Origin of the sequence: Streptomyces sp. NPDC001536 (assembly GCF_042894505.1) — a bacterium.
In the GTDB taxonomy this organism is placed as follows: Bacteria; Actinomycetota; Actinomycetes; order Streptomycetales; family Streptomycetaceae; genus Streptomyces.
In genome coordinates this window covers 373394-398178 of record NZ_JBIAVQ010000004.1, presented here as the reverse complement: position 1 = coordinate 398178, position 24785 = coordinate 373394, and the positions used below count along the sequence as shown (strand labels likewise).

The window sequence follows — 24785 nt, the reverse complement described above, 5'->3', positions numbered from 1 at the left end:
CTCATGGCTGCGCAGACAGTTGCAAGCACCACCGAAACCACCGTAGACCTCGGCCCGGCCGCGGCGCTCAGCTGCCGCGAGTGCGGTCACCGCGTACCCCTCGGCCCGGTCTTCGCGTGCGAGGAGTGTTTCGGCCCGCTCGAGATCGCCTATGACTTCTCGGCCTACGACACCGAGGAGCTCCGCAAGCAGATCGAGGCGGGACCCGCGAACATCTGGCGCTACGCGCCGCTGCTGCCCGTCCCCGCGGACGTGGCCGACAAGCCCAACATCAACCCGGGCTGGACCCAGCTCGTGAAGGCCGACAACCTGGCCCGCGAGCTCGGTGTCACCGGCGGTTTGTATGTGAAGGACGACTCCGGTAACCCGACGCACTCCTTCAAGGACCGTGTCGTCGCCCAGGCCCTGGAGGCCGCGCGCGCCTTCGGCTTCACCACGCTGTCCTGCTCCTCCACGGGCAACCTGGCCGGTGCCGTCGGCGCCGCCGCCGCCCGCGCCGGCTTCCGGTCCTGCGTGTTCATCCCGCACGACCTGGAGCAGGGCAAGGTCGTCATGGCCGCGATCTACGGCGGCGAGCTCGTCGGCATCGAGGGCAACTACGACGACGTGAACCGCTTCTGCTCCGAGCTGATCGGCGACCCGGCCGGCGAGGGCTGGGGCTTCGTCAACGTCAACCTGCGGCCCTACTACGCCGAGGGCTCCAAGACCCTGGCGTACGAGATCTGCGAGCAGCTCGGCTGGCAGCTTCCCGACCAGCTGGTCGTGCCCATTGCCTCCGGTTCGCAGCTCACCAAGATCGACAAGGGGCTCCAGGAGCTGATCAGGCTCGGGCTCGTCGAGGACAAGCCGTACAAGATCTTCGGTGCCCAGGCCGAGGGCTGCTCGCCGGTGTCCGTCGCCTACAAGGCGGGCCACGACGTGGTGCGGCCGCAGAAGCCGAACACCATCGCCAAGTCCCTCGCCATCGGCAACCCGGCGGACGGGCCGTACGTCCTGGACATCGCGCGCCGTACCGGCGGTGCGGTGGAGGACGTCAACGACGAGCAGGTCGTCGACGCGATCAAGCTGCTCGCGCGGACCGAGGGCATCTTCGCGGAGACCGCGGGCGGTGTGACGGTCGGTGTCACCAGGAAGCTGATCGAGAAGGGCCTGCTGGACCCGACGCTGACGACCGTTGTGCTGAACACCGGCGACGGACTGAAGACCCTGGACGCGGTGGCGGGTACGGGACTCACCGCGACCATCCGCCCCACCCTTGACTCGTTCCGCGAGGCCGGCCTCGTCTAGGCCCCCGCAACCCCGACCGGAGGTTCAACCGTGAGCGTCAACGTCCGCATCCCCACCATCCTGCGCACCTACACGGGCGGGCAGGCCGAGGTCGCCGCCGAGGGCGCGACCCTCTCCGAGGTCATCGCCGACCTGGAGAAGAACCACACCGGTATCGCCGCCCGCGTCCTCGACGACCAGGGCAAGCTGCGCCGCTTCGTCAACGTGTACGTCAACGACGACGACGTCCGCTTCGAGCAGGGCCTGGAGACGGCCACTCCGGACGGGGCCGGCGTCTCCATCATTCCGGCCGTCGCCGGAGGCTGACCGGGCCCGGTCGTTACCCTCGGTAAGGCCGATTACCAAGAGTTCATCGAATTGCCCCCTCCGTGAGAGAAGCGGAGGGGGCAATTCTCTATGGTTGAGCGCGGTACAGTTGGGGAACCTGCTCCACTCCCCATGCCACCCGCATATGAGTTCTCGCTCCGGATGCGACGAGAAGTAGCCAAAGTGTGCGGTTCTTTTGTGAGCTTTGTTCCTTTTGTGGAGCCCGACTTGCCCAGAATTCGGGCGAATTCTCACTACATTCCGGACCCTTCGCGTCCAGAATTCTCGTCCGATTGACCTGTTGCAGACGGCAGTTGGACAGATACATTCAGCCGCGGTCGACGCGTTCCGGCGCACGCCCCCAATCCGTGGGGGGTGAGGTCTGACCCGGATCCGCGAAGTGTGGATCTGTGCAAGGGCCAGTAATAGGGGAGTTAGGCATGGCTCAGGGCACCGTCAAGTGGTTCAACGCGGAGAAGGGGTACGGCTTCATCGCGGTCGACGGTGGTGCGGATGTTTTCGTCCACTACAGCGCGATTCAGATGGACGGATACCGCACCCTGGAAGAGGGTCAGCGGGTCGATTTCGAGATCTCGCAGGGCCAGAAGGGGCCGCAGGCGGACATGGTCCGACTGGCGACCGGCTGAAGCACGCGCCGACTGATTAGCAGCGACGTTCTTCTTCGAAGGGCCCGCACCTCATGGGGAGTCATGGGTGCGGGCCCTTCGGCGTGCCCGGACCCCTCACGGCCTGCGCGGAGACCCTGCGGCACCTGGTCGATCCCTGAGAGGCGCTTGCACTCGACCATGCCGAGTGCTAATCATTGGCGTTAGCACTCTGAAGGTGAGAGTGACAATGAAGGACCGGGTCGGTGAGGCCCGCAGGCCAGGTGGGGCAAGGAACCACGAGGTGTGCGAGCCGTCCGTCGCGGGCGCGGGCGCGGTCCGAAGGAATCACCCCCAGTCCTGGAGGGACCACTTCACATGGCCAAGATCATCGCGTTCGACGAGGAGGCGCGGCGCGGCCTCGAGCGCGGCATGAACCAGCTCGCGGACGCCGTCAAGGTGACGCTCGGCCCCAAGGGTCGCAACGTCGTCCTCGAGAAGAAGTGGGGCGCCCCCACGATCACCAACGATGGTGTTTCCATCGCCAAGGAGATCGAGCTCGAGGACCCGTACGAGAAGATCGGCGCCGAGCTGGTCAAGGAAGTCGCCAAGAAGACGGACGACGTCGCCGGTGACGGTACGACCACCGCGACCGTTCTCGCCCAGGCACTCGTCCGCGAGGGTCTGCGCAACGTGGCCGCCGGTGCCAACCCGATGGCTCTCAAGCGCGGTATCGAGAAGGCCGTCGAGGCCGTCTCCGGTGCCCTCCTTGAGCAGGCGAAGGATGTCGAGACCAAGGAGCAGATCGCTTCGACGGCCTCCATCTCCGCCGCCGACACCCAGATCGGCGAGCTCATCGCCGAGGCGATGGACAAGGTCGGCAAGGAAGGCGTCATCACCGTCGAGGAGTCCCAGACCTTCGGTCTGGAGCTGGAGCTCACCGAGGGTATGCGCTTCGACAAGGGCTACATCTCGGCGTACTTCGCCACCGACATGGAGCGGATGGAGGCGTCGCTGGACGACCCCTACATCCTCATCGCCAACTCCAAGATCGGCGCCGTCAAGGACCTGCTCCCGCTCCTGGAGAAGGTCATGCAGTCGGGCAAGCCGCTGCTGATCATCGCCGAGGACGTCGAGGGCGAGGCCCTGTCGACCCTGGTCGTCAACAAGATCCGCGGCACCTTCAAGTCCGTCGCCGTCAAGGCCCCGGGCTTCGGTGACCGCCGCAAGGCGATGCTGAACGACATCGCGATCCTCACGGGTGGCGAGGTCATCTCCGAGGAGGTCGGTCTCAAGCTCGAGAACACCTCCCTCGACCTGCTGGGCCGCGCCCGCAAGGTGGTCATCACCAAGGACGAGACCACCATCGTCGACGGCGCCGGCTCCACGGAGCAGGTGCAGGGCCGGGTCAACCAGATCCGCGCCGAGATCGAGAACAGCGACTCGGACTACGACCGCGAGAAGCTCCAGGAGCGCCTGGCCAAGCTCGCCGGTGGCGTCGCCGTCATCAAGGCCGGTGCCGCGACCGAGGTCGAGCTCAAGGAGCGCAAGCACCGCATCGAGGACGCCGTGCGCAACGCGAAGGCGGCCGTCGAGGAGGGCATCGTCGCCGGTGGTGGCGTGGCCCTGCTCCAGGCCTCCGCGGTGTTCGAGAAGCTCGAGCTCACGGGCGACGAGGCGACCGGCGCCAACGCCGTGAAGCTCGCGCTCGAGGCCCCGCTGAAGCAGATCGCCGTCAACGGTGGTCTCGAGGGCGGCGTCGTGGTCGAGAAGGTCCGCAACCTGACCGTGGGCTGGGGCCTCAACGCGGCCACGGGCGACTACGTCGACATGATCGCCGAGGGCATCATCGACCCGGCGAAGGTCACGCGTTCCGCTCTGCAGAACGCCGCGTCCATCGCCGCGCTCTTCCTCACCACCGAGGCCGTCATCGCCGACAAGCCGGAGAAGGCCGCCGCGCCCGCCGGTGGCGGTATGCCGGGCGGTGACATGGACTTCTGATCGACCTCTGGTTGATCAACGTCCTTACCGAGGGCGGCACTTCCTGCGCAGGCAGGGGGTGCCGCCCTCGGGCGTGTCCGGGATCACAGGGCGTACGGAATGCCTGTGGCGGGCGGGGTGGTTGACTCCTACATGCGTATGTCCATGCGCATGCACATACCGTCCGGTACCGGTGCCGGACGGACCGTCCCCGAGGAGTCCCCCACGTGACCGCCCCCGCCTCCCGCGCCGCCGAAGTCCTCTCGCGGCCGACCACGATCAACGGCCTGACCGTCCCGAACCGCATCGTCATGGCGCCGATGACGCGCATGTTCTCCCCGGGCGGCGTCCCGGGCGCGGACGTGGCGTCGTACTACTCGCGCCGCGCGGCCGCGGGCGTCGGTCTGATCGTCACCGAGGGCACCTACGTCGGCCACGACTCGGCGGGCGAGAGCACCCGCGTCCCGCGCTTCCACGGCGAGGAGCAGCTCGCGGGCTGGGCGAAGGTCGCCGAGGACGTGCACGCGGCGGGCGGCACCATCGTCCCGCAGCTCTGGCACCTCGGCATGACCCGCACCCCGGGCAAGGGACCGGTGGCGGACGCCCCTGCGATGGGCCCCTCCGGTGTGCGCCCCGGCGCCGACGAGCCCACCGGCGAGACGATGACCCAGCGCGACCTGGACGATGTCATCGGCGCCTTCGCCGAGGCCGCGGCCGCCGCCGAGCGCATCGGCTTCGACGGCGTGGAGATCCACGGCGCCCACGGCTACCTCGTCGACCAGTTCCTGTGGTCGGGGACGAACCGGCGCAGCGACGCCTACGGCGGTGACCCCGTCGCCCGTACGAAGTTCGCGGCCGAGATCGTGGCGGCCGTACGCGAGACGGTCTCCGCGGAGTTCCCGATCATCTTCCGCTACTCGCAGTGGAAGCAGGAGGCCTACGACGCCCGCCTCGCCGAGACCCCGGAGGAGCTGGAGGCCATCCTGACCCCGCTCGCCGCCGCCGGTGTCGACGCCTTCCACGCCTCCACCCGCCGCTACTGGCTCCCCGAGTTCGAGGACTCCGACCTCAACCTCGCCGGCTGGACCAAGAAGCTCACCGGCAAGCAGGTCATCACGGTCGGCTCGGTCGGCCTCGACGGCGACTTCATCAAGGGCTTCATGGGCGAGGGCTCCCCGCTCCGCGGCATCGACGACCTCCTCGACCGCCTGGAGCGCGAGGAGTACGACCTCGTCGCCATCGGCCGCGCGCTGCTCCAGGACCCGGAGTGGGCGGCGAAGGTACTGGCGGGCCGCACGGACGAACTGAAGCCGTACGACGCGGCGGCGCTGCAGTCGCTGAGCTGAGCCGGGTCGAACCAAGCCGGGCTGAAATGACGGTGTAAGGATCCTCAACTCCCGCTAGTTTGCGGAGATGAGGATCCTTCATCTCTCCGACACCCACCTCGAACGCGCCGACGCCCCCAACAAGCACGGCGTCAACGCCCACGACTCCCTGCGGCTCATGCTCGCCGAACTCCGGCAGGTGCAGGGCGTCGACGCGGTCGTCGTCACCGGGGACCTCGCCAACGACGGGGCGGTGGAGGCGTATACGGCCGTCAGGGAGATGTTCGGGGAGTTCGCGCAGGGGCTCGGTGGGGTGCCCGTCTTCTACACGACCGGCAATCACGACGAGCGCGAGGCCTTCGCCAAGGTGCTGGGCAGCGGGCACGCGGAGCCCGGCCGGGTCCTGGAGTCCGCGGAGGGGGAGCGAGCCGCGGTGAGCATGGTGGCGGGGTGGCGGTTCGTGACGCTGGACTCGCTGGTGCCGGGGCAGGTGCACGGGCATCTGGGCTCCGTCCAACTCGACTGGCTGAGGGGCGTGTTGGCGACCCCGTCCCCCAACGGCACGATCCTCGCCTTCCACCACCCGCCCTTCGCGCTGGACAACCCCCTCCAGCAGCTCTTCGGCCTGCGCAACCCCGCCGATCTGGCCGCGGCGCTCCGCGGCACCGACGTCAGGGTGATCCTCACCGGCCACTTCCACCTCCAGCTCTGCGGTCTCCTGGAGTCCGTCCCGGTGTGGGTCACCCCCGGCGTGGTCAACCGCATCGACCTGACGACGGCTCCGGGCACGGAGCGCGCGGTGCGCGGGGCCTCGGCGTCCCTGGTCGTACTCGGGGGAGTCGCGAGCCCCCTCTTCCACACCTTCCACGCACGCGACCCCCGGGCACACGAGACCGTCTACGAACTGGACGAGGACACGGTGCGGTCCTTCGTGGAGCGGTACGGCTGACGGCGTCGGCCCCCTCTGCCCGAGCGGGGCTGACCTGCGACTCTTGGTTAAGTCAAGCAACTGACTTAAGGTTGCCTCGGTCAATTACTACGCTGATGGAGGCCCCGCCATGTCCGACGCCCCTGCCGCCGCACCACCACGGTCGAACGCCGTGGTCGCGGTGCTGGCCTTCGCCGGAATCGTGGTCTCGCTGATGCAGACCCTGGTGATCCCGATCGTCCCGGAGCTGCCCAGGCTCCTGGACGCCCCGGCGTCGGACACCGCCTGGGCGGTCACCGCGACGCTGCTCGCCGCCGCCGTCGCCACCCCGGTCGTCGGCCGTCTCGGCGACATGTTCGGCAAGCGGAGGATGCTGCTGATCAGCGTCGTCATGCTGATCGCGGGCTCGGTGGTCTGCGCGCTCTCCGACTCCCTGATCCCGATGATCATCGGCCGGGTGCTCCAGGGCCTGGCCTCCGGTGTGATCCCGCTCGGCATCAGCATCATGCGCGACGAACTGCCCGCGGAACGCCTCGCCGGCTCCACCGCCCTGATGAGCGCCTCCCTCGGTATCGGCGGCGCCCTCGGTCTGCCGGCCGCGGCCCTCATCGCCGACAACTTCAGCTGGCACGTCCTGTTCTGGACGTCGGCGGCGCTGGGCGTCGTGGCCCTCGCGCTGGTCTCGTTCCTCGTACCGGAGTCCCGGGTCCGCAGCGGCGGCCGCTTCGACCTGGTCGGCGGCATCGGCATGGCGACCGGCCTGGTCTGCCTCCTGCTCGGCATCTCCAAGGGCGCGGACTGGGGCTGGACGAGCGGCACGACGATCGGCCTCTTCGTGGCCGCGGTCGTCGTCCTCCTGGCGTGGGGCTGGTTCGAGCTGCGTACGGACCAGCCGCTGGTCGACCTGCGGACGACCGCCCGCCGTCAGGTCCTGGTCACCAACCTCGCCTCGATCGCCGTCGGCTTCGCGATGTTCGCCATGTCCCTGGTCCTGCCGCAGCTGCTCCAGCTCCCCTCGCAGACCGGCTACGGCCTCGGCAAGTCGATGCTCGTCGCCGGCCTGGTCATGGCCCCCTCGGGCCTGGTGATGATGGTGACCGCGCCGATCTCGGCAGCTGTGTCGAAGGCCCGCGGTCCGAAGACGACGCTGATGATCGGTGCCCTGATCGTGGCCGCGGGCTACGGCCTCAACATCGTCCTCATGACCGATGTCTGGCACTTCGTGCTCACCGCCTGCGTCATCGGCGCCGGCATCGGCTTCACGTACGGCTCGATGCCCGCCCTCATCATGGGGGCGGTCCCCGCCTCCGAGACGGCCGCGGCGAACAGCCTCAACACTCTGATGCGGTCCATCGGAACGTCGTCGGCGAGCGCCATCGCGGGAGTGATCCTGGCCCAGATGACGACCGACTTCGGCGGCTACGCGCTGCCCTCCGAGAACGGCTTCAAGGCGGTCCTGGCGGTGGGCGCCGGGGCGGCACTGCTGGCGTTCGCGGTGGCCTCCTTCATCCCGCGGCAGAAGCCGGCGGGGGAGACGCCGGCGCCGGCGCCCCGGGACGCCTCCGAAGCGGCGGAGGTCGCGGCCAAGTCGTAGAGCCGGTAAGCGGTAGGGCCCGTCACAGTGGCTGTGGCGGGCCCTTCGCCGTCTACAGGTTGCCCAGGGGCTCGATGTCGACCTTGACGGGGGTGCCCCACACCCGCAGCACCTCGTAGTCGGTGAACTCATGGACGAGCCGGTACGCCATGGCGGCCCGGGGCGCACGCCGCTGGGCGGCGAGATACAGCTCGGCCTCCCGCCGGTCCCGCCTCGGTGTGCCGCACAGCTGCCACTCCTGCCCGTTCCACATCTCGGGCAGCCAGCGCTGCTGCGGCTGCGGCCGGTCGTCGCGCACGCCGTAACGGGAGGGGGCGGAGGCGGTCTGTGCCGGTGCGGAGGGGCCGTTGATCTGCGAGCGGCGGGCGGCACGGCGCCGGGTCTCGCACAGCAGACACAGGTCGGGCGCGTTCTCGTCGACCGGTCCGCCCGGGTGCTCCGCGCAGCGGGTGCTGGGAGCGGCGGCGGTGACGCTCTCGTCCAGCAGGTCCAGGGCCCGCTTGATGTCGGCCTTGACCTCGTACAGCTTGGAGTCCGGGGTGTCGCCGGTCAGGGCCTCGCCATGCTCGCCGAGAAGGCGCAGGGCTCGGCCCAGGGCGGTGAGCTGGGCGTGGTTCATGAGGAAACCGTACCCATCCGCACTGACACGCCTCGCCCGTCAGCCCTCCCAGTAGGCGCGCACCGGCAGCTCCACCCAGGCGTCGGGCGGGCCGGTCACGGCCCGGGCGTCGGTCGGGCGCAGTCCGGCGTAGGCGAGGGAGTAGGCCACCGCGTGGTGACAGAAGACATAGTTGGTGAGCACCTCGTCCGGGCTGTCCCCCTCGTCCGGCCCGCCGCCGGGATGCAGATCCCAGCCCTCTCCGACGCCGTCGCGGAAGACGCTGCCCTGGTTGCCGCTCTTGGGGTTGGCGTACAGGCCGTAGCAGACCGTGCCGGCGGACAGGAGCCTTTGGACGAGAGGCTGCTGCGGGGCGTACCCCCAGGGCTGGGTGACGACACAGCCGCCCGGCACGGTGGTGACGCCGACGAGGCGCAGGGTCTCGTCCATCTCGAAGTCGTACGGGTCCTCCAGCACCGCCTCCATCAGCTCGGGGTCCGCCTCCGTCGCCCCCAGCCGCCGCACCGCCTCCTCGGCGTCGATGCCCGCCACACAGGCCAGCCCCGTGCCGTCGTAGTACAGCTCGCCCAGCGCGTCGATCAGTCGGCGCCCCTCCCGGGCCACCGCCTGTTCCGTTTCACTCAGCCCCCGCTCACCCTCGGGCAGCGGAAACAGCCCCGGTGTCGGCCCGGCCAGACTCAGCCGCCCCGGCGACCAGCCACCGAACCCCACCCGCCAGGGATCGGCCCCGGCCTCGGCCAACGTCCGCGCGTTCTCCGCCCGCCCGGCCACCACGGCGTCCCACAACGCCGTGGTCCCGCCCTCCAGCGCATCCACGTCCGCCACCCGCCGGGCCAGCTCCGCGACGACCTCGGGCGCCCCGAACAACGCGGCCCGGTGCAGCGGCCGGGACCCTCCGGCCCCCCACGCCTCGGGATCCGCACCAGCATCGAGCCGCCGCCGCACCTCACCGAGGTCCAGCCACCCCCGATAGTCCATGCCGCTCCACCCACCACCACGCTCACTCACAGTGCCCCCTCCACATCACCGGACCCCACGATGGCACCCCCCACTGACAACGCCCGCCACCCACCCACTCACCGCACATCGGGCGACCGGGTCACCGCGGTCAGGGCGAGGGCTCCGGTGCCGTCGGCGGCGACGGGCGCAGGCCGAAGAAGTACGTCGTCACGAACCCCACCGCGTACCCGGTGACCAGCCCGCCCGCGTAGACGGCCACCGCCGTCCCCAGGCCCCCGTCCCCCGCCAGCAGCGGGAACAGCGCCCACCCCGACGGTCCGATCGCCGTCGACCCCACCTGGTCGCCGAGCATCGCGAACAGGCCGACGAACGCCCCGCCCGCCGCACCGCCCACACAGGCGGTCAGGAACGGGCGCCCGAGCGGCAGGGACACCCCGTAGATCAGCGGCTCACCGACCCCCAGCAGGCCCGCCGGAAGCGCCGACCTGATCGTCGTACGCAAGGCCGCGTCGTGGCGCAGCCGGACGTAGACCGCCAGGCACGCCCCCACCTGGCCCGCGCCCGCCATGGCGAGGAGGGGGAGGAGGACGGTGTGGCCCTGCTGTTCGATCAGGGTGGTGTGGACGGGGATCAGGGCCTGATGGAGGCCCAGCATCACCAGGGGGAGGAAGAGGCCGCCGAGGATCGCGCCCGCGAACGCGCCGGTCGTCGTCAGCAGCCAGTTCGCCGCCGTGCCGATCGCCGAGGAGACCGCGCCGGCCGCGTACATGAGGACGTAGAGCGTCGCCAGGCCGGAGACGAGGACCGTCACGGTCGGGGTGACCAGGACGTCCAGGGCACCGGGGACCCGTCCGCGGCACCACTTCTCGACGTACGTCGCCAGCAACGCCGCCGCCAGCGCGCCCAGGACACCGCCCTGGCCCGGCGCCAGCGTCACCCCGAACGCCGTCACCTTCGCCACCCCCGGGTACACCACGACCGCCGCGACCGCCCCGCCCAGCACCGGGGTGCCGCCGAACTCCTTCGCCGTGTTGTGGCCGACGAAGACCGCGATCAGGGCCATGAAGGCGGTGGCGATCGCGGCCAGCGCGGGGGTGAGCGACGGGAGCCGATCCAGGTTCACCAGCAGGCCGTTGAGACCCGCCAGCACCCCGCAGCCGATAAGCGCCGGAATCAGCGGGACGAAGACGTTCGCCACCCGCCGCAGCGCCAGTTTCACCGGGGTCGCGTTGCGCGCCTTCTGCGTCTCCTTGCGCAACAGCGCCTCGAAGTCGGCCGTCACCCGCGCCACCGCGCCCGGCCCCAGCACGATCTGGTACGTGTCGTCCTCGACCACGCCCAGCACCCCCGGCAGCGCCCGCAGCGCCTCCCCGTCCACGGTCGAACGGTCCGCCAGGCCCAGGCGGAGGCGGGTCATGCAGTGGGCGACGGAGGTGATGTTCGCGGGGCCGCCCACCAGGGGGAGGATCGCCGCTGCGGTGTCGTACGAGGTGTTCACGCACCGAGCGTGCTGGTCAGCCGCCCGCCGCCGTCAGCGCCGCGCGCAGATGGCCGCCGGACTCCTCCAGAAGGCGGGTGGCGGTGGGGCCGTCGACGTCGGCGAGGAGCGTCAGGATGGCGTTCTTCACCTCGCCGTCGGTGGCCGCCAGGGCCCGCTCGATCTCCTCGTCCGCCGCACCCGTGGCGAGGGCGACGATCCGGTGGGAGCGGGCGCGCAGCTTCTCGTTGGAGGCGCGTACGTCGACCATGAGGTTCCCGTACGTTTTGCCCAGCCGGATCATCGTGATCGTCGAGAGCATGTTGAGGACGAGCTTCTGGGCGGTGCCGGCCTTGAGCCGGGTGGAGCCGGTGAGCAGCTCCGGTCCCACGACGATCTCGATGCCGTGGTCGGCGGCGGCCGCCAGCGCGCTGTTCGCGTTGCAGGACAGGCCGACCGTCAACGCGCCCCGGGCGCGGGCGTGTTCGACGGCGGCGATCGCGTACGGGGTGCGGCCGGAGGCCGAGACGCCGACGACTGTGTCGCAGGCCCGCAGCGCGAGGGCGTCCAGGTCCGCTCTCGCCAGCTCCTTGGAGTCCTCGGCGCCCTCGACCGAGGTGACCATGGCCTCGGGACCGCCCGCGATCAGGCCGACGACCTGCGCGGGGTCGGTGTTGAAGGTGGGCGGGCACTCGGAGGCGTCCAGCACGCCGAGGCGCCCCGCGGTACCGGCACCGGCGTAGATCAGTCGGCCGCCCTGGGCCATGCGGGCGGCGATGTCCTCGATGGCCGCGGCGATGACGGGAAGGCCCGCGGCGACGGCGGCGGCCACGGTGGCGTCCTCCGCGTTCATGAGCCGCGCGATGTCGAGGGTGGGAAGCCGGTCGATCTCGGCCAGCTCGGGCCGGAAGGCCTCGGTGGTCAGGGTTTCCAACTCGGCGCGCAGATCACGGGGGTTGGAGGTGGAAGTCATGGGGGGCGGCTCTTTCAGGTGGCGATCCGATGCGGGCCTGCGGCTTATGGCTTACCGCGGTGTCTGTGCGCCAACGCCTCGTACGACGCGGCGAGCGCGGGAGCGGCGGTCTCGTACGTCCGCTGCGCCACCCCCACGAACAGACAGTCCACCACCAGCAGCTGGCTGGTCCGCGACGACATGGCCGCGGGCCGCAGTTCACTCTCGCGCGCCGTCGACGTGGTCAGTACGTGGTCGGCGTACTGCGTGACCGAGCTGTCCGGCCGGCCCGTGATCGCCACGGTGGTCGCCCCGTGCTCGAAGGCGACCCGCAGCGGCTCGATGACATCGCCGGTGGCGCCCGAGTGCGTGATCGCGATCGCCACGTCGCCCGCCCGCAGCTGCACCGCGTTGGTCACGGCGAGGTGGGGGTCGTGGTGGGCGTGGGCTATGAGGCCTATGCGCAGCAGCTTCTGGGTGAGGTCCTGGGCGACGAGACCGGAGGCGCCGACGCCGTACACGTCGATGCGGCGGGCGGTCGCGGCCGCCGTCACCGCCGCGGCCAGCTGGACCGTGTCGAGGCCGGCCGCCGTGTCGGCGAGGGTCTGCTGCTCGTCGTAGGCGAGCTTGGCGACGACATCCGCGATGGGGTCGTCCACCGCGATGTCCGTCGTGATCGCGGGAGCCCGGCCGGACTGCTGCTGGGCGGCGAGGCCGGCGAGGGCGAGGCGGAGGTCGCGGTAGCCGGGGTAGCCGAGGATGCGGGCGGTGCGCACGACCGTCGCCTCGCTGGTGCCGGTGAGTTCGGCGAGGCCGGTGACCGTGAGGGCCGCGCAGCCCGCGGGGTCGCCGGCGACGGCCTCGGCGACGCGCTGCATGGAACGGGTCATGGAAGGGGCGAGGGTGCGCACCTTGGCGGCGAGGGCGGCGGGGGCCGGTGGGGCGCCTCCCGAACCACTGCCGAAAATTTCCTTCACTTCCTGGGTCACATATGAAAGATATTTTCGGCCCGGTGTCGGGGTCAAGAGTGCGCACAATGGGTGCATGGATCCCTCCGGTCACCCCATCAGCCCCCTGGAGCAGGCGTTGCACGCGGCACGCGCCCTCGTGCTCGCCGATCTGGTCGCGGGCGAGGTCGCCGAGGCGGACGTGGTGTCGCTGGTCGAGGACTCCGTCGTCCAGCGGCGCTGGTGGGTGGAGCAGTGGCCGGACGGGGTGGCCTTCGTGGCCGGACTGGTCGCGCAGGACGTCCAGGACGCGCTGCTGGAGCGGTACGGACGGTGGCCGCTGTGCCCGGTGTGCGGGGCGGGCGATCCGCATGCCCTCGACGTCGAGCCGGAGCTGGGGCCCGATCCGCACTGGGTGTGTCACAAGGCCGGGGTGAAGGTCGCCGCGGTGGGGCTGCTGGGTCCCGCGACCGGCGGCGGGGCCCTGCCCTCGTGACCGTCTACATCGACCCGCCCGACTGGCCCGGTCACGGCCGCATGTGGTCACACCTCGTGAGCGATGTGTCCTACGACGAACTGCACGCGTTCGCCGACGGGTTGGGCGTGCCGCGGCGGGCCTTCGAACGGGACCACTACGACATCCCCTCGCACCGCTACGCGGACGTGGTGGCCGCCGGGGCCGTGCAGGTCAGCAGCCGTGAGGTGGTGCGGCTGCTGACGGCGTCGGGGCTGCGCAGGCCCAAGGGACGGGCCCCGCAGTCCGGTTCGTGACCGGGTTCAGCGACCCAGTTCGTAGGCGAGGACCTCCGCGTCCTCGCTCGCCTTGGTGAACCCCGCGCGGGAGACCACCCCCTGGGAGGGGATGTTGGCCCGGTCGATCGTCGCGAAGAGGGTGCGTACGTCGTCCCGCGCCAGCGACCACCGCGCCAGCTCGCGCAGCGCCTCCGTCGCGTACCCCCTGCCGCGGACCCCTTCCACGAGGTCGTAGCCGATCTCCACCCGGCCCTCCTCGTCGGGCGCGCCATGGAAGCCCATGCCGCCGATCGCGAGGTCGTCCTCGCGGCGGACGAGGACGAACAGGCCGAACTCCGGCCGGTGCACGCCCGCTTCATACGCCTTCAGCACCATCCCGGACGCCTCCCGCGTCCCCTGGAACGGCCCGCCCACGACCCAGTCGAACCCGCCGGAGCCGCCCGCGGCCAGGTCGGCGGCGGCCGCCGGCGAGACACCCTCCAGGGTGAGCCGGTCGGTGTGGAGCACGAGGTTGTTGTTCCAACGCCACGCGGTGACCGGGGCACGGCCGGGCAGGTCCCCGCGGCCGGTGGCCCACAGCAGGGTGCGCCAGTGGTCGGGGCCGGGCTGGACGTGCGGGAAGATCCGCGTCAGGACGTACTCGGGGAGGTGCGCGGGCGGCTCGTACGCCAGGCCCAGGCCCTCCGCGATGTCGTGCGCGTGCAGCAGCGCCTCGGCGATGCCCATCGCGGCGAAGCCCTCGCGGCCGGCGCTGCGGAAGGGGTAGGGGTGGAAGGCGCGGACGTGGCGCGGGGTGGTGCGGACGGTGGTCGCGAAGAGCGCGCCGGTCGTCTCGACGACCTGGATGATGCCGGCGTTGTCGGTGCCCTCTTCGAGGACGATCTCGAAGGGCACGTACGCGTCCTGCGCCCGGCCGGCCAACTGCCCCGCGTACGCGATGAGATCCTCCGCGATGTGGGTCGCCGTCTCGCGGCAGCTCCACTCCACCCGGCCGGCCCGGACCCCCTCCCAGTCCCGGTCCACCGCCGTCCCCAGCAGCGCCACGGCGCTCTCGACGGCCTCGGTCACGCGGTCCCCGCCCATGTCAGTCATGCGGGCAGGCTAAGGCGGCCGGACCGGTCAGGGCGACAGCATTTCGAGTTCGGCGGCGAGGTTGTAGCGGGCCGTGGCCTCCCACTCCGTCTGTCCGTACGGCGTCCTGAACAGCCGCGGAAGGTCCAGGAGTTGCCGCAGCACCGCGGCCCGGCCCTCGCGGAAGGCGTCGCTCGGCACGAAGCCGTACTCCTCGCGTACGGCGGCCGTGTAGGCGGCGTACGCGTTCGGCGGTGCCGCCAGGATCGCCAGGTCCGCGTCGCACAGCACCTGGCCGTCACGGTCGCCGTCCGCCGGGTCGTGGGTGACGGTGAGCCGGACGAGCCGGGCGACCTCGGCGGTCCTCGCCTCGGGCAACCCGGCCTCGGACAGGGCGCGTTCGGCGATCCGGGCCGAGCGCTCCTCGTTCTCGGAGCGCTCGGGCAGATACACCGCGTCGTGGAACCAGGCCGCCAGCCGGACCACGTCCGGGTCCTCGGCGTACTTCTCCAGTACGTCGACGTGGTCGAGGACCGCGGTGAGGTGCGTGAGCGTGTGGTACCGCCGCTGCGGCTCCTGCCAGCGGGCCAGGAGGTCGTCGGCGTACGGGGCGGGGTCGGGGCCGGTGGAACCGGCGCCCCTGGCTGCCTCCAGGGCGTGGGCGAAACGGGTGCGCAGGGCGTCGAGATCGGCCATGGGTCCCATTCTCCCCCGCCCGCCCCCTGCGCGACCGGGACGTCGGCCCCTAGCGTGTGGGGGCATGACCTCTGCTGACGTACGCGACCCCGAGCTGCCCGGCCTCCTCCTGACCACCGAGCGCGACGCGCTGATCCCGCTGCTGCGGTCCCGCCCCGACACGGACTTCGCCCTGCCGACCGCCGGCTGTCCGGGCTGGACCGTACGGGACGTGCTCGCGCACTGTTCGTCCGCGCTGACGCGGGTGGTGGAGAGCCGGTTCGAGAAGGGCGTGTTCTCGCCCGAGTGCAACGACCGGGACATCGCCGAGCGCGCCGAGTGGACCAATGCCCGGATCGTCGACGAGCTGGAGCGCGGCATGACCGAGGCGGGCCCGGCGATCGCCAAGGCGGGCGGGGCGCTGGACCTGGTCGCGGTGGGCGAATGGGTGCACGGCGGAGACGTACGGGACGCGTTCGGAGAGCCGGGCGCCTACGGGGGCCCCGGTCTGCCGCACGCGCTGACACTGCTCGCCCGGATCACCCGGGAACAGGGCCGGCTGCCGCTGCACGCCGACCTCGACGACCTGGACGAGCCGCTCACGCTGGGAGCGGTGTCGGGGGAGCGGACGCCGGCACGCTTCATCGGCGACGCCGCCACGCTCGTACGGCTTTATGCGGGCCGACCGGTGGCGGGGAGGACGTTCGAGCTGGCGGGGGCGGAGGCGGGGGAGCTGAACATCTTCGGCTGAGGTCCGCCGCGTTCTCCCCCGGGCGGGGCTGATCTTGTCGCGGGTGCGGCGGCCGCGGGCGTAGTCTTGAGATTGGACTAGACCTGTAGCCGCCGTTTTCCTGCCCTTCCACCGCCGACGAATGGGGTCCCATGAGCAAGCGTGCAGTCCTGGAGGTGATCGCCCTCGACGTCGAGGACGCCGTCGCCGCCCAGGCCGGAGGCGCGGACCGTCTCGAACTGGTCACCGACATGGCGGCCGACGGGCTGACCCCGCCGGTCGAGACGTTCGCCGGGATCCGCGAGGCCGTCGACATCGCGCTACGGGTGATGCTGCGGCTCGCGGACGGCTTCGACGCGGGGGACGTCTCCCGGGTGGCCCGCGTCGCCCGCGAGATGCGGGAGGCCGGGGCAGGCGAGTTCGTCCTCGGCTTCCTCGACGCCGACGGTCTCGTGGACCTGGGCGCCGTGGAACAGGTGGTCGCCGAGCTGGACGGCTGCCCCTGGACCTTCCACCGCGCCATCGACCACACCACCGACCGCGACGCCCTGCGCAAACAGCTGGCGGACCTCCCGGGCCTGGACACCTACCTCACCGCCGGCTCCGCGTCAGGTGTGGACGCCGGACTCCCCACGCTGCTCACCGAGGCGCGGCGGCACGGGGAGCCGGGCTACGAACAGCAGCTCCTGGTCGGCGGCGGCCTGACCCTGACCCACGTACCGGTGCTTCTGGACGCCGGGATCGACGCGTTTCACATCGGCGGCGCGGCGAGACCGGAGGGGTGGGACCGCCCGGTCTCGGCGGAGGCGGTGGCGCGGTGGCGCCGGGCGGTGGACGGAGAGGTGGGCGAGGGCGCCCTCTGAACGGACGCGGGGAACTGTTGAACGTGCGGCACCGACACCCACCTAGGGGCGCGGGGAACTGCGCGACAAGCCCCCACGCACCCGCACCCGGCAACGCACCGCAAGCGCCACCCCCTACCCCATGAGCTCCCGCGGCAACGGCGCCGCATGCGTCACGATCAACCCCGACACCGCTCGCGTGAGCCCGACATACAGGCGTCGCAGCCCCGTACGCTCATCGGGCTCACCGTCGACCACCGCCTGCGGCTCGTCCAGGACCACGTAGTCGTACTCCAGACCCTTGGCGAGGGACGCCGGCACCAGGGTCAGTCTGGTCTCCTCCGTCGTCTCCTCACCCGGCGCGAGATACCCGATGCCCGCCGCCGTCAGCGCCTCCGCCAGCGCCGGGATGCGAGCATCCGCCGCGATCAGACCTGTTGAGCCCTCGTTGCGGAGCAACTCGTCGCACGCGGCGACGACTTCGCCCGTGTCGCTGATCGGCCGAACCTCGAAGAACCCCGGATTCTCACGCACCGACGCCACCGGCGTCAGCCCCGGCGCGATGTGCGGAAGCAGCCGGGAGGCGTACGTGATGACGTCCGTCGGCACGCGGAAACCGGCCGTCAGCTCCTCGATGACCCCGTCCGCCTTTCCCAGGTGTGCGAGTGCCTCGTCCCAACTCCGGGTCGCCCACGGGGTCGTGCCCTGCGCGAGGTCGCCGAGGACGGTCGCGGAACCGGTGGTGCAGCGGCGGCCGACCGCCCGGTACTGCATGGGGGACAGGTCCTGTGCCTCGTCCAGCACCACATGCCCGAGCGAGTGCGTGCGCTCGACGACATCCGACGCCTCGTCGATCAACACCGCGTCGGCGGCGGACCACTTGGCCGACTTCACGGACCGGACCGGCTTCGCCCACAGGATCGTCTTCTGCTCGTCCTCGTCGAGGACCCCGTCCGCGTGTACGGCGAGGAAGTCCGCGTCCGTGAGCAGCCGCAGCACCAGCTTGGCCGGATCGACGGGCGGCCAGATCTCCTTCACGGCCGCCTTCACGGCGCTGTTGCGGGCCACCGCGTCCTGCACCCGGTCGTCCGGTGCCTCCCCCGAGCGCTCCATCTGCACCAGCACGGCGTGCGCGATGCGCTGCGGAAGGGCGTCGCGGGCGGCGCCGTAGCGGATGTCCCGGTCCAGCAACTCGCGGACGATGTCCTCCAGTTCGTACGCCGGGACCCGCCACCGCCGCGACCCGCGCACGACGACGACCGGCTCGGTGGGCAGGGTGACGTGCGAGTAGACGGCACGCCGGAGCACCTCCGCCATCCGGGCGTCGCCCTTGATGACCGCCGCGGCCGCGTCGTCGGCGCCCCGCACCTCGACGCGGCCGGCGACCAGGTCGTCGACGGTGGCCTGCTTGACCGCCAACTCGCCCAGCGCCGGCAGGACCTGCTCGATGTAGTGCAGGAAGGACCGGTTCGGCCCGATGACGAGGGTGCCGGTGCGGGCGAGCCGCTCGCGATGGGCGTAGAGGAGATAGGCCACCCGGTGCAGTCCGACGGCGGTCTTCCCGGTCCCCGGACCTCCCTGGACGCACACCGTCCCGCCGAGCCCGGACCGTACGATCTCGTCCTGCTCGGGCTGGATGGTGGCGACGATGTCACGCATCGGGCCGACGCGGGGCCGCTCGATCTCCTGCTGGAGGAGCTTGCTGGTGGTGGCCGCCTCGGCGGGGTCGGAGAGGTGCTCGTCCTCGTACGCGGTGATGTCGCCGCGGGTGTACCCGAAACGGCGGCGCAGCGCGATGTCCATCGGGTCCTTCTTGGACGCCCGGTAGAACGGCTGCGAGACCGGCGCACGCCAGTCGATGACCATCGGATCGCCGTCGTGGTCGTGCACATGGCGGCGCCCGATGTAGAAGCGCTCGCCCTCGGCGCCCTCGGCCAGGTCGACGCCGGGGGCGTGCAGATAGTCGAGGCGGCCGAAGAACAGGGGGGTGTCGCTGAGGTCGGCCAGTGCCTTGATGCGCTCCCCGATCTGGCGCTCCAGGATCTGGGCGTTGACCCAGTTCGCGGTCACGTCGCTGATGTCGAGGGACTCGGCGTCCTCACGCATGGCGCGCAGGGCGGCCCGCGACTCGGCGAGGTGGGAGCGTTCGCGGCCGAGCGGGTCGTCGACGGGCGTGGACAAGGGGGTGCCTCCGAAGGTGCTGCGGGCTGAGGTGCTGCGGAAGGCCGGCCGGTTTCCGTCCGGTCGGCGGCGCTCCGGGAGGGAGGCGGGGAAGCGGGGATTTTACGGGAGCGGACGGTATGGGCACCAACCGTTTTTCCCGGACCCCTAGGGGATCGCCCCTCCCTCCGCCGGGGGAGACTCCACCCTCGGGGTGTACCCAGGTAGCACACGAAGTGGGGCCCTGGGGCCGATGCCCTCCTTATGCCTCGCGAGCCACCATGGAGACATGAGTGCAGCGACCTTCACCCCAGCGCCCGGTCGCCCGTCCGGAGCGACCTCCCTTTCCGGCAGCCACGCCGGCCACCGCCTCGGCAACGCCCTGCGCGCGATCCGCGTCTTCGCGGGCGCCGCCTTCGACGTGGTCATACTCGGCGAGTACGCCGAGGAAGCGGGCGTCCGCCGCAAGTAGGGCGCCCGACGGCAGGCCGACCCGCGGCATGCCGCCCGGCGTCCGTCAGCCCTCCGTGTCCGTGTCCCCCGCCAGCAGCTCGTCCGCGTCCACGATCCGGTAGGCGTACCCCTGCTCCGCCAGGAACCGCTGGCGATGCGCGGCGAAGTCCTGGTCGATCGTGTCCCGGGCGACGACGGAGTAGAAGTGCGCCTGGTGCCCGTCCGACTTCGGCCGCAGCACCCGGCCGAGGCGCTGTGCCTCCTCCTGCCGGGACCCGAAGGTGCCCGACACCTGGATGGCGACCGTCGCCTCCGGCAGGTCGATCGAGAAGTTCGCAACCTTCGACACCACCAGCACGCTGATCTCGCCCTGCCGGAAGGCGTCGAAGAGCTTCTCGCGCTGGGCGTTGGAGGTCTCGCCCTTGATGACGGGCGCGTTCAGATGCTCGCCGAGCTCGTCGAGCTGGTCGATGTACTGGCCGATCACCAGGGTCTGCTGCCCGGCGAACCGCTTGACCAGCGCCTCCGTGACCTTCCGCTTGGTCGCGGTCGTCGCACAGAAGCGGTACTTCTCCTCCTGCTCGGCGGTGGCGTACGCGAGCCGCTCGGAGTCGGTGAGATTGACCCGGACCTCGACACAGTCGGCGGGCGCGATGTACCCCTGCGCCTCGATCTCCTTCCAGGGCGCGTCGAAGCGCTTGGGCCCGATGAGCGAGAAGACGTCCGACTCCCGCCCGTCCTCCCGCACCAGGGTCGCGGTCAGCCCGAGCCGACGCCGCGCCTGCAGATCCGCCGTGAACTTGAAGACGGGAGCCGGCAGCAGATGCACCTCGTCGTAGACGATCAGCCCCCAGTCCCGGGAGTCGAAGAGCTCCAGGTGCGGATAGACACCCTTCCGCCGGGTGGTGAGCACCTGGTAGGTGGCGATGGTGACAGGCCGGATCTCCTTGCGCGTCCCGCTGTACTCGCCGATCTCGTCCTCGGTCAGCGAGGTCCGCTTCACCAGCTCGTGCTTCCACTGCCGGGCCGAGACGGTGTTGGTGACGAGAATGAGGGTGGTGGACTTCGCCTGCGCCATGGACCCGGCACCGACGAGCGTCTTGCCCGCGCCGCAGGGCAGCACGACGACCCCGCTGCCGCCGTGCCAGAAGTTCTCCACGGCCTGCTTCTGGTAGGGCCGCAGCGCCCACCCGTCCTCGGCCAGCTCGATCGGGTGCGCCTCGCCGTCGACGTACCCCGCGAGGTCCTCGGCCGGCCAGCCCAGCTTCAGCAGGGTCTGCTTGATCTGCCCGCGCTCGGAGGGGTGCACGACGACGGTGTCCGGGTCGAGCCGGGCGCCGACGAGCGGGGCGATCCGCTTCGACCGCAGGATCTCCTCCAGCACCGGCCGGTCGGTGGTCGTGAGCACCAGCCCGTGCGCGGGGTGCTTGCTGAGCGTCAGCCGTCCGTAGCGGTCCATGGTCTCGGCGACGTCGACGAGCAGCGCGTGCGGCACCGGATACCGGCTGTACTGCACGAGGGCGTCGACCACCTGCTCGGCGTCGTGCCCGGCGGCCCGGGCGTTCCACAGGCCCAGCGGCGTCACCCGGTAGGTGTGGATGTGCTCCGGCGCCCGCTCCAGCTCGGCGAACGGCGCGATGGCCCGACGGCACTCGTCGGCCTGCTCGTGGTCGACCTCCAGGAGCAGAGTCTTGTCGGACTGGACGATCAGCGGTCCGTTCACCTACGCACTTCCCTTCGGCACGGCCAAACCTCCAGTGTGCCGTACCGCGCGCCGATGCGGCGGGCCCGTCCTGGGCAACCCTGGACCACCGTCGACCGTCTGACCGGGCGAGCAGCGCACCGGGCGCGATGTGCGGAGGGTGGGGGCATGACGGGGTTGTCGGTGCGCGGCTGGGCGACCGGGGTGGGTGCCGTGCTGGTGCTGGTGGGCACGGGCACCTGGGTGATGCGGCCGGCCGGGGTGGACGGGCGGCTGTGGGGCGAGATACGGCCGGTGATCGAGGCCCGGCTCGCGGCGGACTCGCGGGGGAGCGGGTACGGGGAGACCGTGCCGGGGATCGGGGCGCGCTGGTTCTGCCGGGCGGAGGCGCTCGAACTGGACGAGCGAGACGGGCGGGTGCGGGCCGGCGTCAACACCCTGTGCATGGAGTACGGGGCACGCGACGAGGCCCTGGTGGAGTGCAGCGGCGGGCAGTACCCGCAGGTGGTCCGGCTGGAGCGGGACGCGGACCACGGCTACCGGGTCGTCGCGCGGGAAGAGCCCCCGGACGGCGCCGGGAACGCGGAGTGGACGAAGACCCACTTCGGTTTCCTCGCCGACACCGAGGCCCCGATGTCCGCCGCCACCTTGGAGGCGGCAGCCCGGGCCCACTTCCACCTCCCGGCAGACGCCCCGGTCGGCGACTGCTGAAGGGCGGCGCAGCCGCTCCTTCAGGGGCGCGGGGCTGTATCGATGTGCAGCTCCGCTGCGTGGGCGCGACCAGCCACGACAGACCCGCAGACAACGGCCGCCCTAGTCCTCCGCCAACTCCGCCACCCCCGTGATCCGATGCAACGGATACGTCCGCACCTCGTCCGCCGTGTGGTCGTACGCCGTCACGAACCCTCCCTCCACCCGGATCGGAGCGATCACCCGCTGACTGGCGGAGCCCTCCGCGTTGACGTAGCCGATCCACAGGGCCTCGTTGGTGAGGACGGCGGCCTGCATGGTGGCGAGGGTCTCGGCGGAGCTGGTGCGGGGGAGTTCGCCGGCGGCGCCGTGGTCGGGGCTCTCCTTGCGCGGGGTCGTGGAGGCCAGGTCGCCCGCGCGGATCGCGCGGATCGCCGCCGAAAGGAGGGTGGCGTCCGGCACCGGCGGCCCGTCCGGGACCGGCTCCGGCGCGGTGCGCGGCGGGGTGCGGTGGGCGTGGGCGCGGGCGATGAGGACGTCGCCCTCGGCGGACTCGGCGGCTGGCGCGAAGCCCATCTGACGCAGCCCCTCCAGGAGCACGGCCGGGTCGGCCTGGGCCGCCAGGACCGTGGGGGCCAGCCGGCGCAGGTGCAAGCCGGCGGCGCGCTTGTCGGCGAGGATCTCGTTCAGCAGGGCGTCGTCGTCGCAGCGGACGTAGGCGGAGGCCGCGCCGACCCGCAGATGGCCGTGTCTGCGGGCCACGTCGTCGATCAGATACGCCAGCGGCTGCGGGACCGGCGTACGGGAGTGCGCGGCGAGGAAGGCGTGCAGGTCGGAGGCGGACTGTCCGGCGTCCAGCGCCCGCCGCACCGAGCCCGGCGTGAACCGGTACACCGTCGCCCCGCCCTTGGACTCCACGTCCGCCAGCACGTCCAGCACGTCCGCCAGCGGGCGCTGCAACGGGCCCGGGGCCACGGCGGTGAGGTCGGCCTGGAGCAGGACGTGGTCCAGGGGTTCGGGCAGCAGCGGGGCCAGGAGACGGGCGGCCGCGGCGGAGGCGACGGCCTGCTCGGGCGGGGAGAGGGGCTCCACCGGGGCCGAGGGCACGGCGTGGTGGTGGACGGGCAGCTTGTCGCCGGGGCCCGACGGCTCCGTGCGCGGAGCCTTCGCCGGTGCCGCCCCCCACAGCGCCCGCCCCTGGGCCGACAGCGCTCCCCGTCCCGTGACGCCGAGGAGTTCCGCCTCGTTCAGCGCCCACTCGGCGAGCCGTGACCGCAGGTCGTCCTCCCGCTGGGGGCCGCGCAGCGGCCGCTCCCAGCGCAGCCGCGCGAGCACGGACTCCGCGGACGGTGAGGCGCCCTCCGGCAGCCCGGCCAGCAGGGTCAGCACCCGGTGCCGTACCTCCGGGGCGGCGCTGCGGTCCAGGCCCGGGCCCAGCGCGGACAGAGTGCGGTCCTTCGCGTCCCGGCCGCCGATCAGGCCGGCCGTGCGGGTCGCCGTCAGCCAGGCCTCCGCGAGCCGCACCCAGCGTTCGGCCGCGGGCCGCTCCAGCCACTCGTCGTAGGCCGGGGTCGCCGCATACCGCTCGTCGGCCTCCCCGTCGGAGGCGATCAGTCCGGCCGCGTAGGCGAGTTCGACCCAGAACGCGGCGACCGGCTCGGACACGTCGAGGGCGACGGCGGTCCGCTTGAGGTCGCGGACGCTCAGACCGCCGGCCCGCAGGACCGCCGGGCCGCCCTCGTCCCAGTCCTTCAGCAGCTCCTCCACCGTCGCCAGCGCGGTGTACGCCTGTCCGGCCGCCGTACTGTCCACAACCTGTGGACGGTGAGTGGCGACCGGCTCGACGGCCGGCGGCAGCGGTTCGGTGGCCCGGTGCGCCAGCCCGCCGCGCAGATGCAGGGCCACCTCGCGCGGCAGTACGACCGTCCCGGGCGCCGTCGGCAGCAGCAGCCCGAGGTCGAGGAGCCGCCGCAGCCGCACCGCGGGGTCCGCCGTGACCTGCCCGTACGGCGGCCCCCACACCAGCCGCCGCAGCACCTCCAGGGACTCCTCCGGAAGCCCGGCGAGCAGCCCCGCCATCCGCTTTCGGTCGGTGAACAGCCCGGTCAGCGCCGCGACGGCGGTCACCGAGTCATGCGTCGACGGCAGCCCGGCGGCGGTCACGATCTCCTGGATCCGGCCCGGCGACATCCCCGCCGTGGCCTCCTGCACCGTCGGCCCGAGCCCCGTCGGCGACGGATGCTGCGGCGAGGGCGCCAGCAGCTCCCGCGCGGTCCGCACCAGCCGCAGCCGCTCGTCCTCGCCCCACACCAGCGCCTGCTCCCGCAGGGTCCCCAGGGCACGCGGCAGCGCTCCGGCGACGGCGGGCGCCCCGGCGTCCCCGGCCAGCAGCCCCAGCAGCTCCTCGTACGACGCCGGCTCCCCCGCCACGGCCAGCGCCTCCGCGGTCTGCAACGCGAACCGGTCCAGCCGCTCCAGCGCACGCACGACCGAGGCACGGGTGCCCGCCCTCGTGGCGAGCTGGGTCAGGTCGGTGGGGACGGGGGTGATGAGGTCGGGACGGGCACGCAGAAGCGCACCCAGGGAGGCGTCGTCCCGGACGCGGAGAGCCTCTGCGAGGGAGCGGGGCGGTGTGGCCGAGGTGCTCATCCGACCCACGTTAGCGGGTGGGTGCGACGGCGAGGTGCGGGTCCGCGGGTCGGGAGCCCGTCGGCGGCACGGCCGTGCGT

General features: G+C 71.8%; 23 protein-coding genes. 13 read left to right on the top strand and 10 right to left on the bottom strand.

Translation table 11 applies throughout. The features are described 5' to 3' along the window. Positions 1 to 3: 3 nt before the first annotated feature. The 7 genes from thrC (at position 4) to ACFY0U_RS14660 (ending at position 8025) form a co-directional block, all read left to right on the top strand. Positions 4 to 1287 carry a threonine synthase gene (thrC, locus tag ACFY0U_RS14690; RefSeq protein WP_388635080.1) on the top strand — a complete coding sequence of 428 codons (1284 nt, stop codon included), beginning with the start codon at positions 4 to 6 and terminating at the stop codon, positions 1285 to 1287. Positions 1288 to 1317: 30 nt separating this feature from the next. Continuing rightward, positions 1318 to 1593 (top strand): MoaD/ThiS family protein, encoded by a 276-nt coding sequence (locus tag ACFY0U_RS14685; protein WP_388635078.1) that lies wholly within the window; start codon positions 1318 to 1320, stop codon positions 1591 to 1593. A 440-nt stretch (positions 1594 to 2033) separates the two neighbouring features. Continuing rightward, positions 2034 to 2240: a cold-shock protein gene (locus ACFY0U_RS14680; RefSeq protein WP_007493268.1), complete on the top strand. Its 207-nt coding sequence runs from the start codon at positions 2034 to 2036 to the stop codon at positions 2238 to 2240. A 336-nt stretch (positions 2241 to 2576) separates the two neighbouring features. After that, positions 2577 to 4199: a chaperonin GroEL gene (groL, locus tag ACFY0U_RS14675; RefSeq protein WP_388635075.1), complete on the top strand. Its 1623-nt coding sequence runs from the start codon at positions 2577 to 2579 to the stop codon at positions 4197 to 4199. 206 nt (positions 4200 to 4405) lie between these two features. Continuing rightward, entirely contained in the window at positions 4406 to 5524 is a 1119-nt protein-coding gene (locus ACFY0U_RS14670; protein ID WP_388635073.1) for an NADH:flavin oxidoreductase, read from the top strand. 67 nt (positions 5525 to 5591) lie between these two features. Next, positions 5592 to 6452: a metallophosphoesterase family protein gene (locus ACFY0U_RS14665; protein ID WP_388635071.1), complete on the top strand. Its 861-nt coding sequence runs from the start codon at positions 5592 to 5594 to the stop codon at positions 6450 to 6452. A 109-nt stretch (positions 6453 to 6561) separates the two neighbouring features. Next, a complete protein-coding gene (locus ACFY0U_RS14660) occupies positions 6562 to 8025 on the top strand; it encodes an MFS transporter (RefSeq protein ID WP_388635069.1) in 1464 nt (487 codons plus the stop codon). A gap of 52 nt (positions 8026 to 8077) precedes the next feature. On the opposite strand, the gene ACFY0U_RS14655 is transcribed toward ACFY0U_RS14660, so the two are convergent. From ACFY0U_RS14655 to ACFY0U_RS14635, 5 genes are all read right to left on the bottom strand, one after another. Beyond that, the gene (locus ACFY0U_RS14655) at positions 8078 to 8644 is read right to left on the bottom strand and encodes a hypothetical protein (RefSeq protein ID WP_388635067.1); all 567 of its coding nucleotides are present in this window, start codon (positions 8642 to 8644) and stop codon (positions 8078 to 8080) included. Positions 8645 to 8683: 39 nt separating this feature from the next. Continuing rightward, positions 8684 to 9622, bottom strand: a complete 939-nt coding sequence (locus tag ACFY0U_RS14650) for an ankyrin repeat domain-containing protein (RefSeq protein WP_388635065.1) — start codon at positions 9620 to 9622, stop codon at positions 8684 to 8686. Positions 9623 to 9752: 130 nt separating this feature from the next. Beyond that, a complete protein-coding gene (locus ACFY0U_RS14645; RefSeq protein WP_388635063.1) occupies positions 9753 to 11102 on the bottom strand; it encodes a PTS transporter subunit EIIC in 1350 nt (449 codons plus the stop codon). A 16-nt stretch (positions 11103 to 11118) separates the two neighbouring features. Next, entirely contained in the window at positions 11119 to 12054 is a 936-nt protein-coding gene (gene murQ, locus ACFY0U_RS14640; protein WP_388635061.1) for an N-acetylmuramic acid 6-phosphate etherase, read from the bottom strand. A 44-nt stretch (positions 12055 to 12098) separates the two neighbouring features. Then, a complete protein-coding gene (locus tag ACFY0U_RS14635; RefSeq protein WP_388635059.1) occupies positions 12099 to 13022 on the bottom strand; it encodes a MurR/RpiR family transcriptional regulator in 924 nt (307 codons plus the stop codon). Between the two features lie 55 nt (positions 13023 to 13077). On the opposite strand from ACFY0U_RS14635, the gene ACFY0U_RS14630 reads away from it, so the two are divergent. After that, the gene (locus ACFY0U_RS14630) at positions 13078 to 13476 is read left to right on the top strand and encodes a hypothetical protein (protein ID WP_388635057.1); all 399 of its coding nucleotides are present in this window, start codon (positions 13078 to 13080) and stop codon (positions 13474 to 13476) included. Next, a complete protein-coding gene (locus ACFY0U_RS14625) occupies positions 13473 to 13751 on the top strand; it encodes a DUF4031 domain-containing protein (protein WP_388635055.1) in 279 nt (92 codons plus the stop codon). The genes ACFY0U_RS14630 and ACFY0U_RS14625 overlap by 4 nt, the downstream gene beginning before the upstream one ends. Before the next feature lie 6 nt (positions 13752 to 13757). On the opposite strand, the gene ACFY0U_RS14620 is transcribed toward ACFY0U_RS14625, so the two are convergent. Together ACFY0U_RS14620 and ACFY0U_RS14615 are read right to left on the bottom strand one after the other, a co-directional pair. Then, the gene (locus tag ACFY0U_RS14620) at positions 13758 to 14825 is read right to left on the bottom strand and encodes a GNAT family N-acetyltransferase (RefSeq protein WP_388635053.1); all 1068 of its coding nucleotides are present in this window, start codon (positions 14823 to 14825) and stop codon (positions 13758 to 13760) included. A 27-nt stretch (positions 14826 to 14852) separates the two neighbouring features. Next, positions 14853 to 15500, bottom strand: coding sequence for a hypothetical protein (locus tag ACFY0U_RS14615; RefSeq protein ID WP_388635051.1), 648 nt, complete (start codon positions 15498 to 15500; stop codon positions 14853 to 14855). 64 nt (positions 15501 to 15564) lie between these two features. On the opposite strand from ACFY0U_RS14615, the gene ACFY0U_RS14610 reads away from it, so the two are divergent. Both ACFY0U_RS14610 and ACFY0U_RS14605 read left to right on the top strand, forming a co-directional pair. Further along, on the top strand, positions 15565 to 16230 hold the full coding sequence (locus tag ACFY0U_RS14610) for a maleylpyruvate isomerase family mycothiol-dependent enzyme (protein WP_388635049.1): 666 nt from the start codon (positions 15565 to 15567) through the stop codon (positions 16228 to 16230). A 131-nt stretch (positions 16231 to 16361) separates the two neighbouring features. After that, a complete protein-coding gene (locus tag ACFY0U_RS14605; protein ID WP_388635047.1) occupies positions 16362 to 17072 on the top strand; it encodes a copper homeostasis protein CutC in 711 nt (236 codons plus the stop codon). 114 nt (positions 17073 to 17186) lie between these two features. On the opposite strand, the gene ACFY0U_RS14600 is transcribed toward ACFY0U_RS14605, so the two are convergent. Continuing rightward, a complete protein-coding gene (locus ACFY0U_RS14600; RefSeq protein WP_388635045.1) occupies positions 17187 to 19232 on the bottom strand; it encodes a HelD family protein in 2046 nt (681 codons plus the stop codon). 268 nt (positions 19233 to 19500) lie between these two features. Here ACFY0U_RS14600 and ACFY0U_RS14595 point away from each other — a divergent pair, with 268 nt between their 5' ends. Continuing rightward, a complete protein-coding gene (locus ACFY0U_RS14595) occupies positions 19501 to 19683 on the top strand; it encodes a hypothetical protein (RefSeq protein WP_388635043.1) in 183 nt (60 codons plus the stop codon). Between the two features lie 45 nt (positions 19684 to 19728). Here the strand turns inward: ACFY0U_RS14595 and ACFY0U_RS14590 are convergent, their stop codons facing one another. Next, a complete protein-coding gene (locus ACFY0U_RS14590; protein WP_388635041.1) occupies positions 19729 to 21387 on the bottom strand; it encodes a DNA repair helicase XPB in 1659 nt (552 codons plus the stop codon). A gap of 147 nt (positions 21388 to 21534) precedes the next feature. Here ACFY0U_RS14590 and ACFY0U_RS14585 point away from each other — a divergent pair, with 147 nt between their 5' ends. Then, positions 21535 to 22077, top strand: coding sequence for a hypothetical protein (locus ACFY0U_RS14585; RefSeq protein ID WP_388635039.1), 543 nt, complete (start codon positions 21535 to 21537; stop codon positions 22075 to 22077). Positions 22078 to 22179: 102 nt separating this feature from the next. Here ACFY0U_RS14585 and ACFY0U_RS14580 read toward each other — a convergent pair whose 3' ends face one another. Next, on the bottom strand, positions 22180 to 24705 hold the full coding sequence (locus ACFY0U_RS14580) for a helicase-associated domain-containing protein (RefSeq protein WP_388635037.1): 2526 nt from the start codon (positions 24703 to 24705) through the stop codon (positions 22180 to 22182). Between the last annotated feature and the right edge of the window lie 80 nt (positions 24706 to 24785).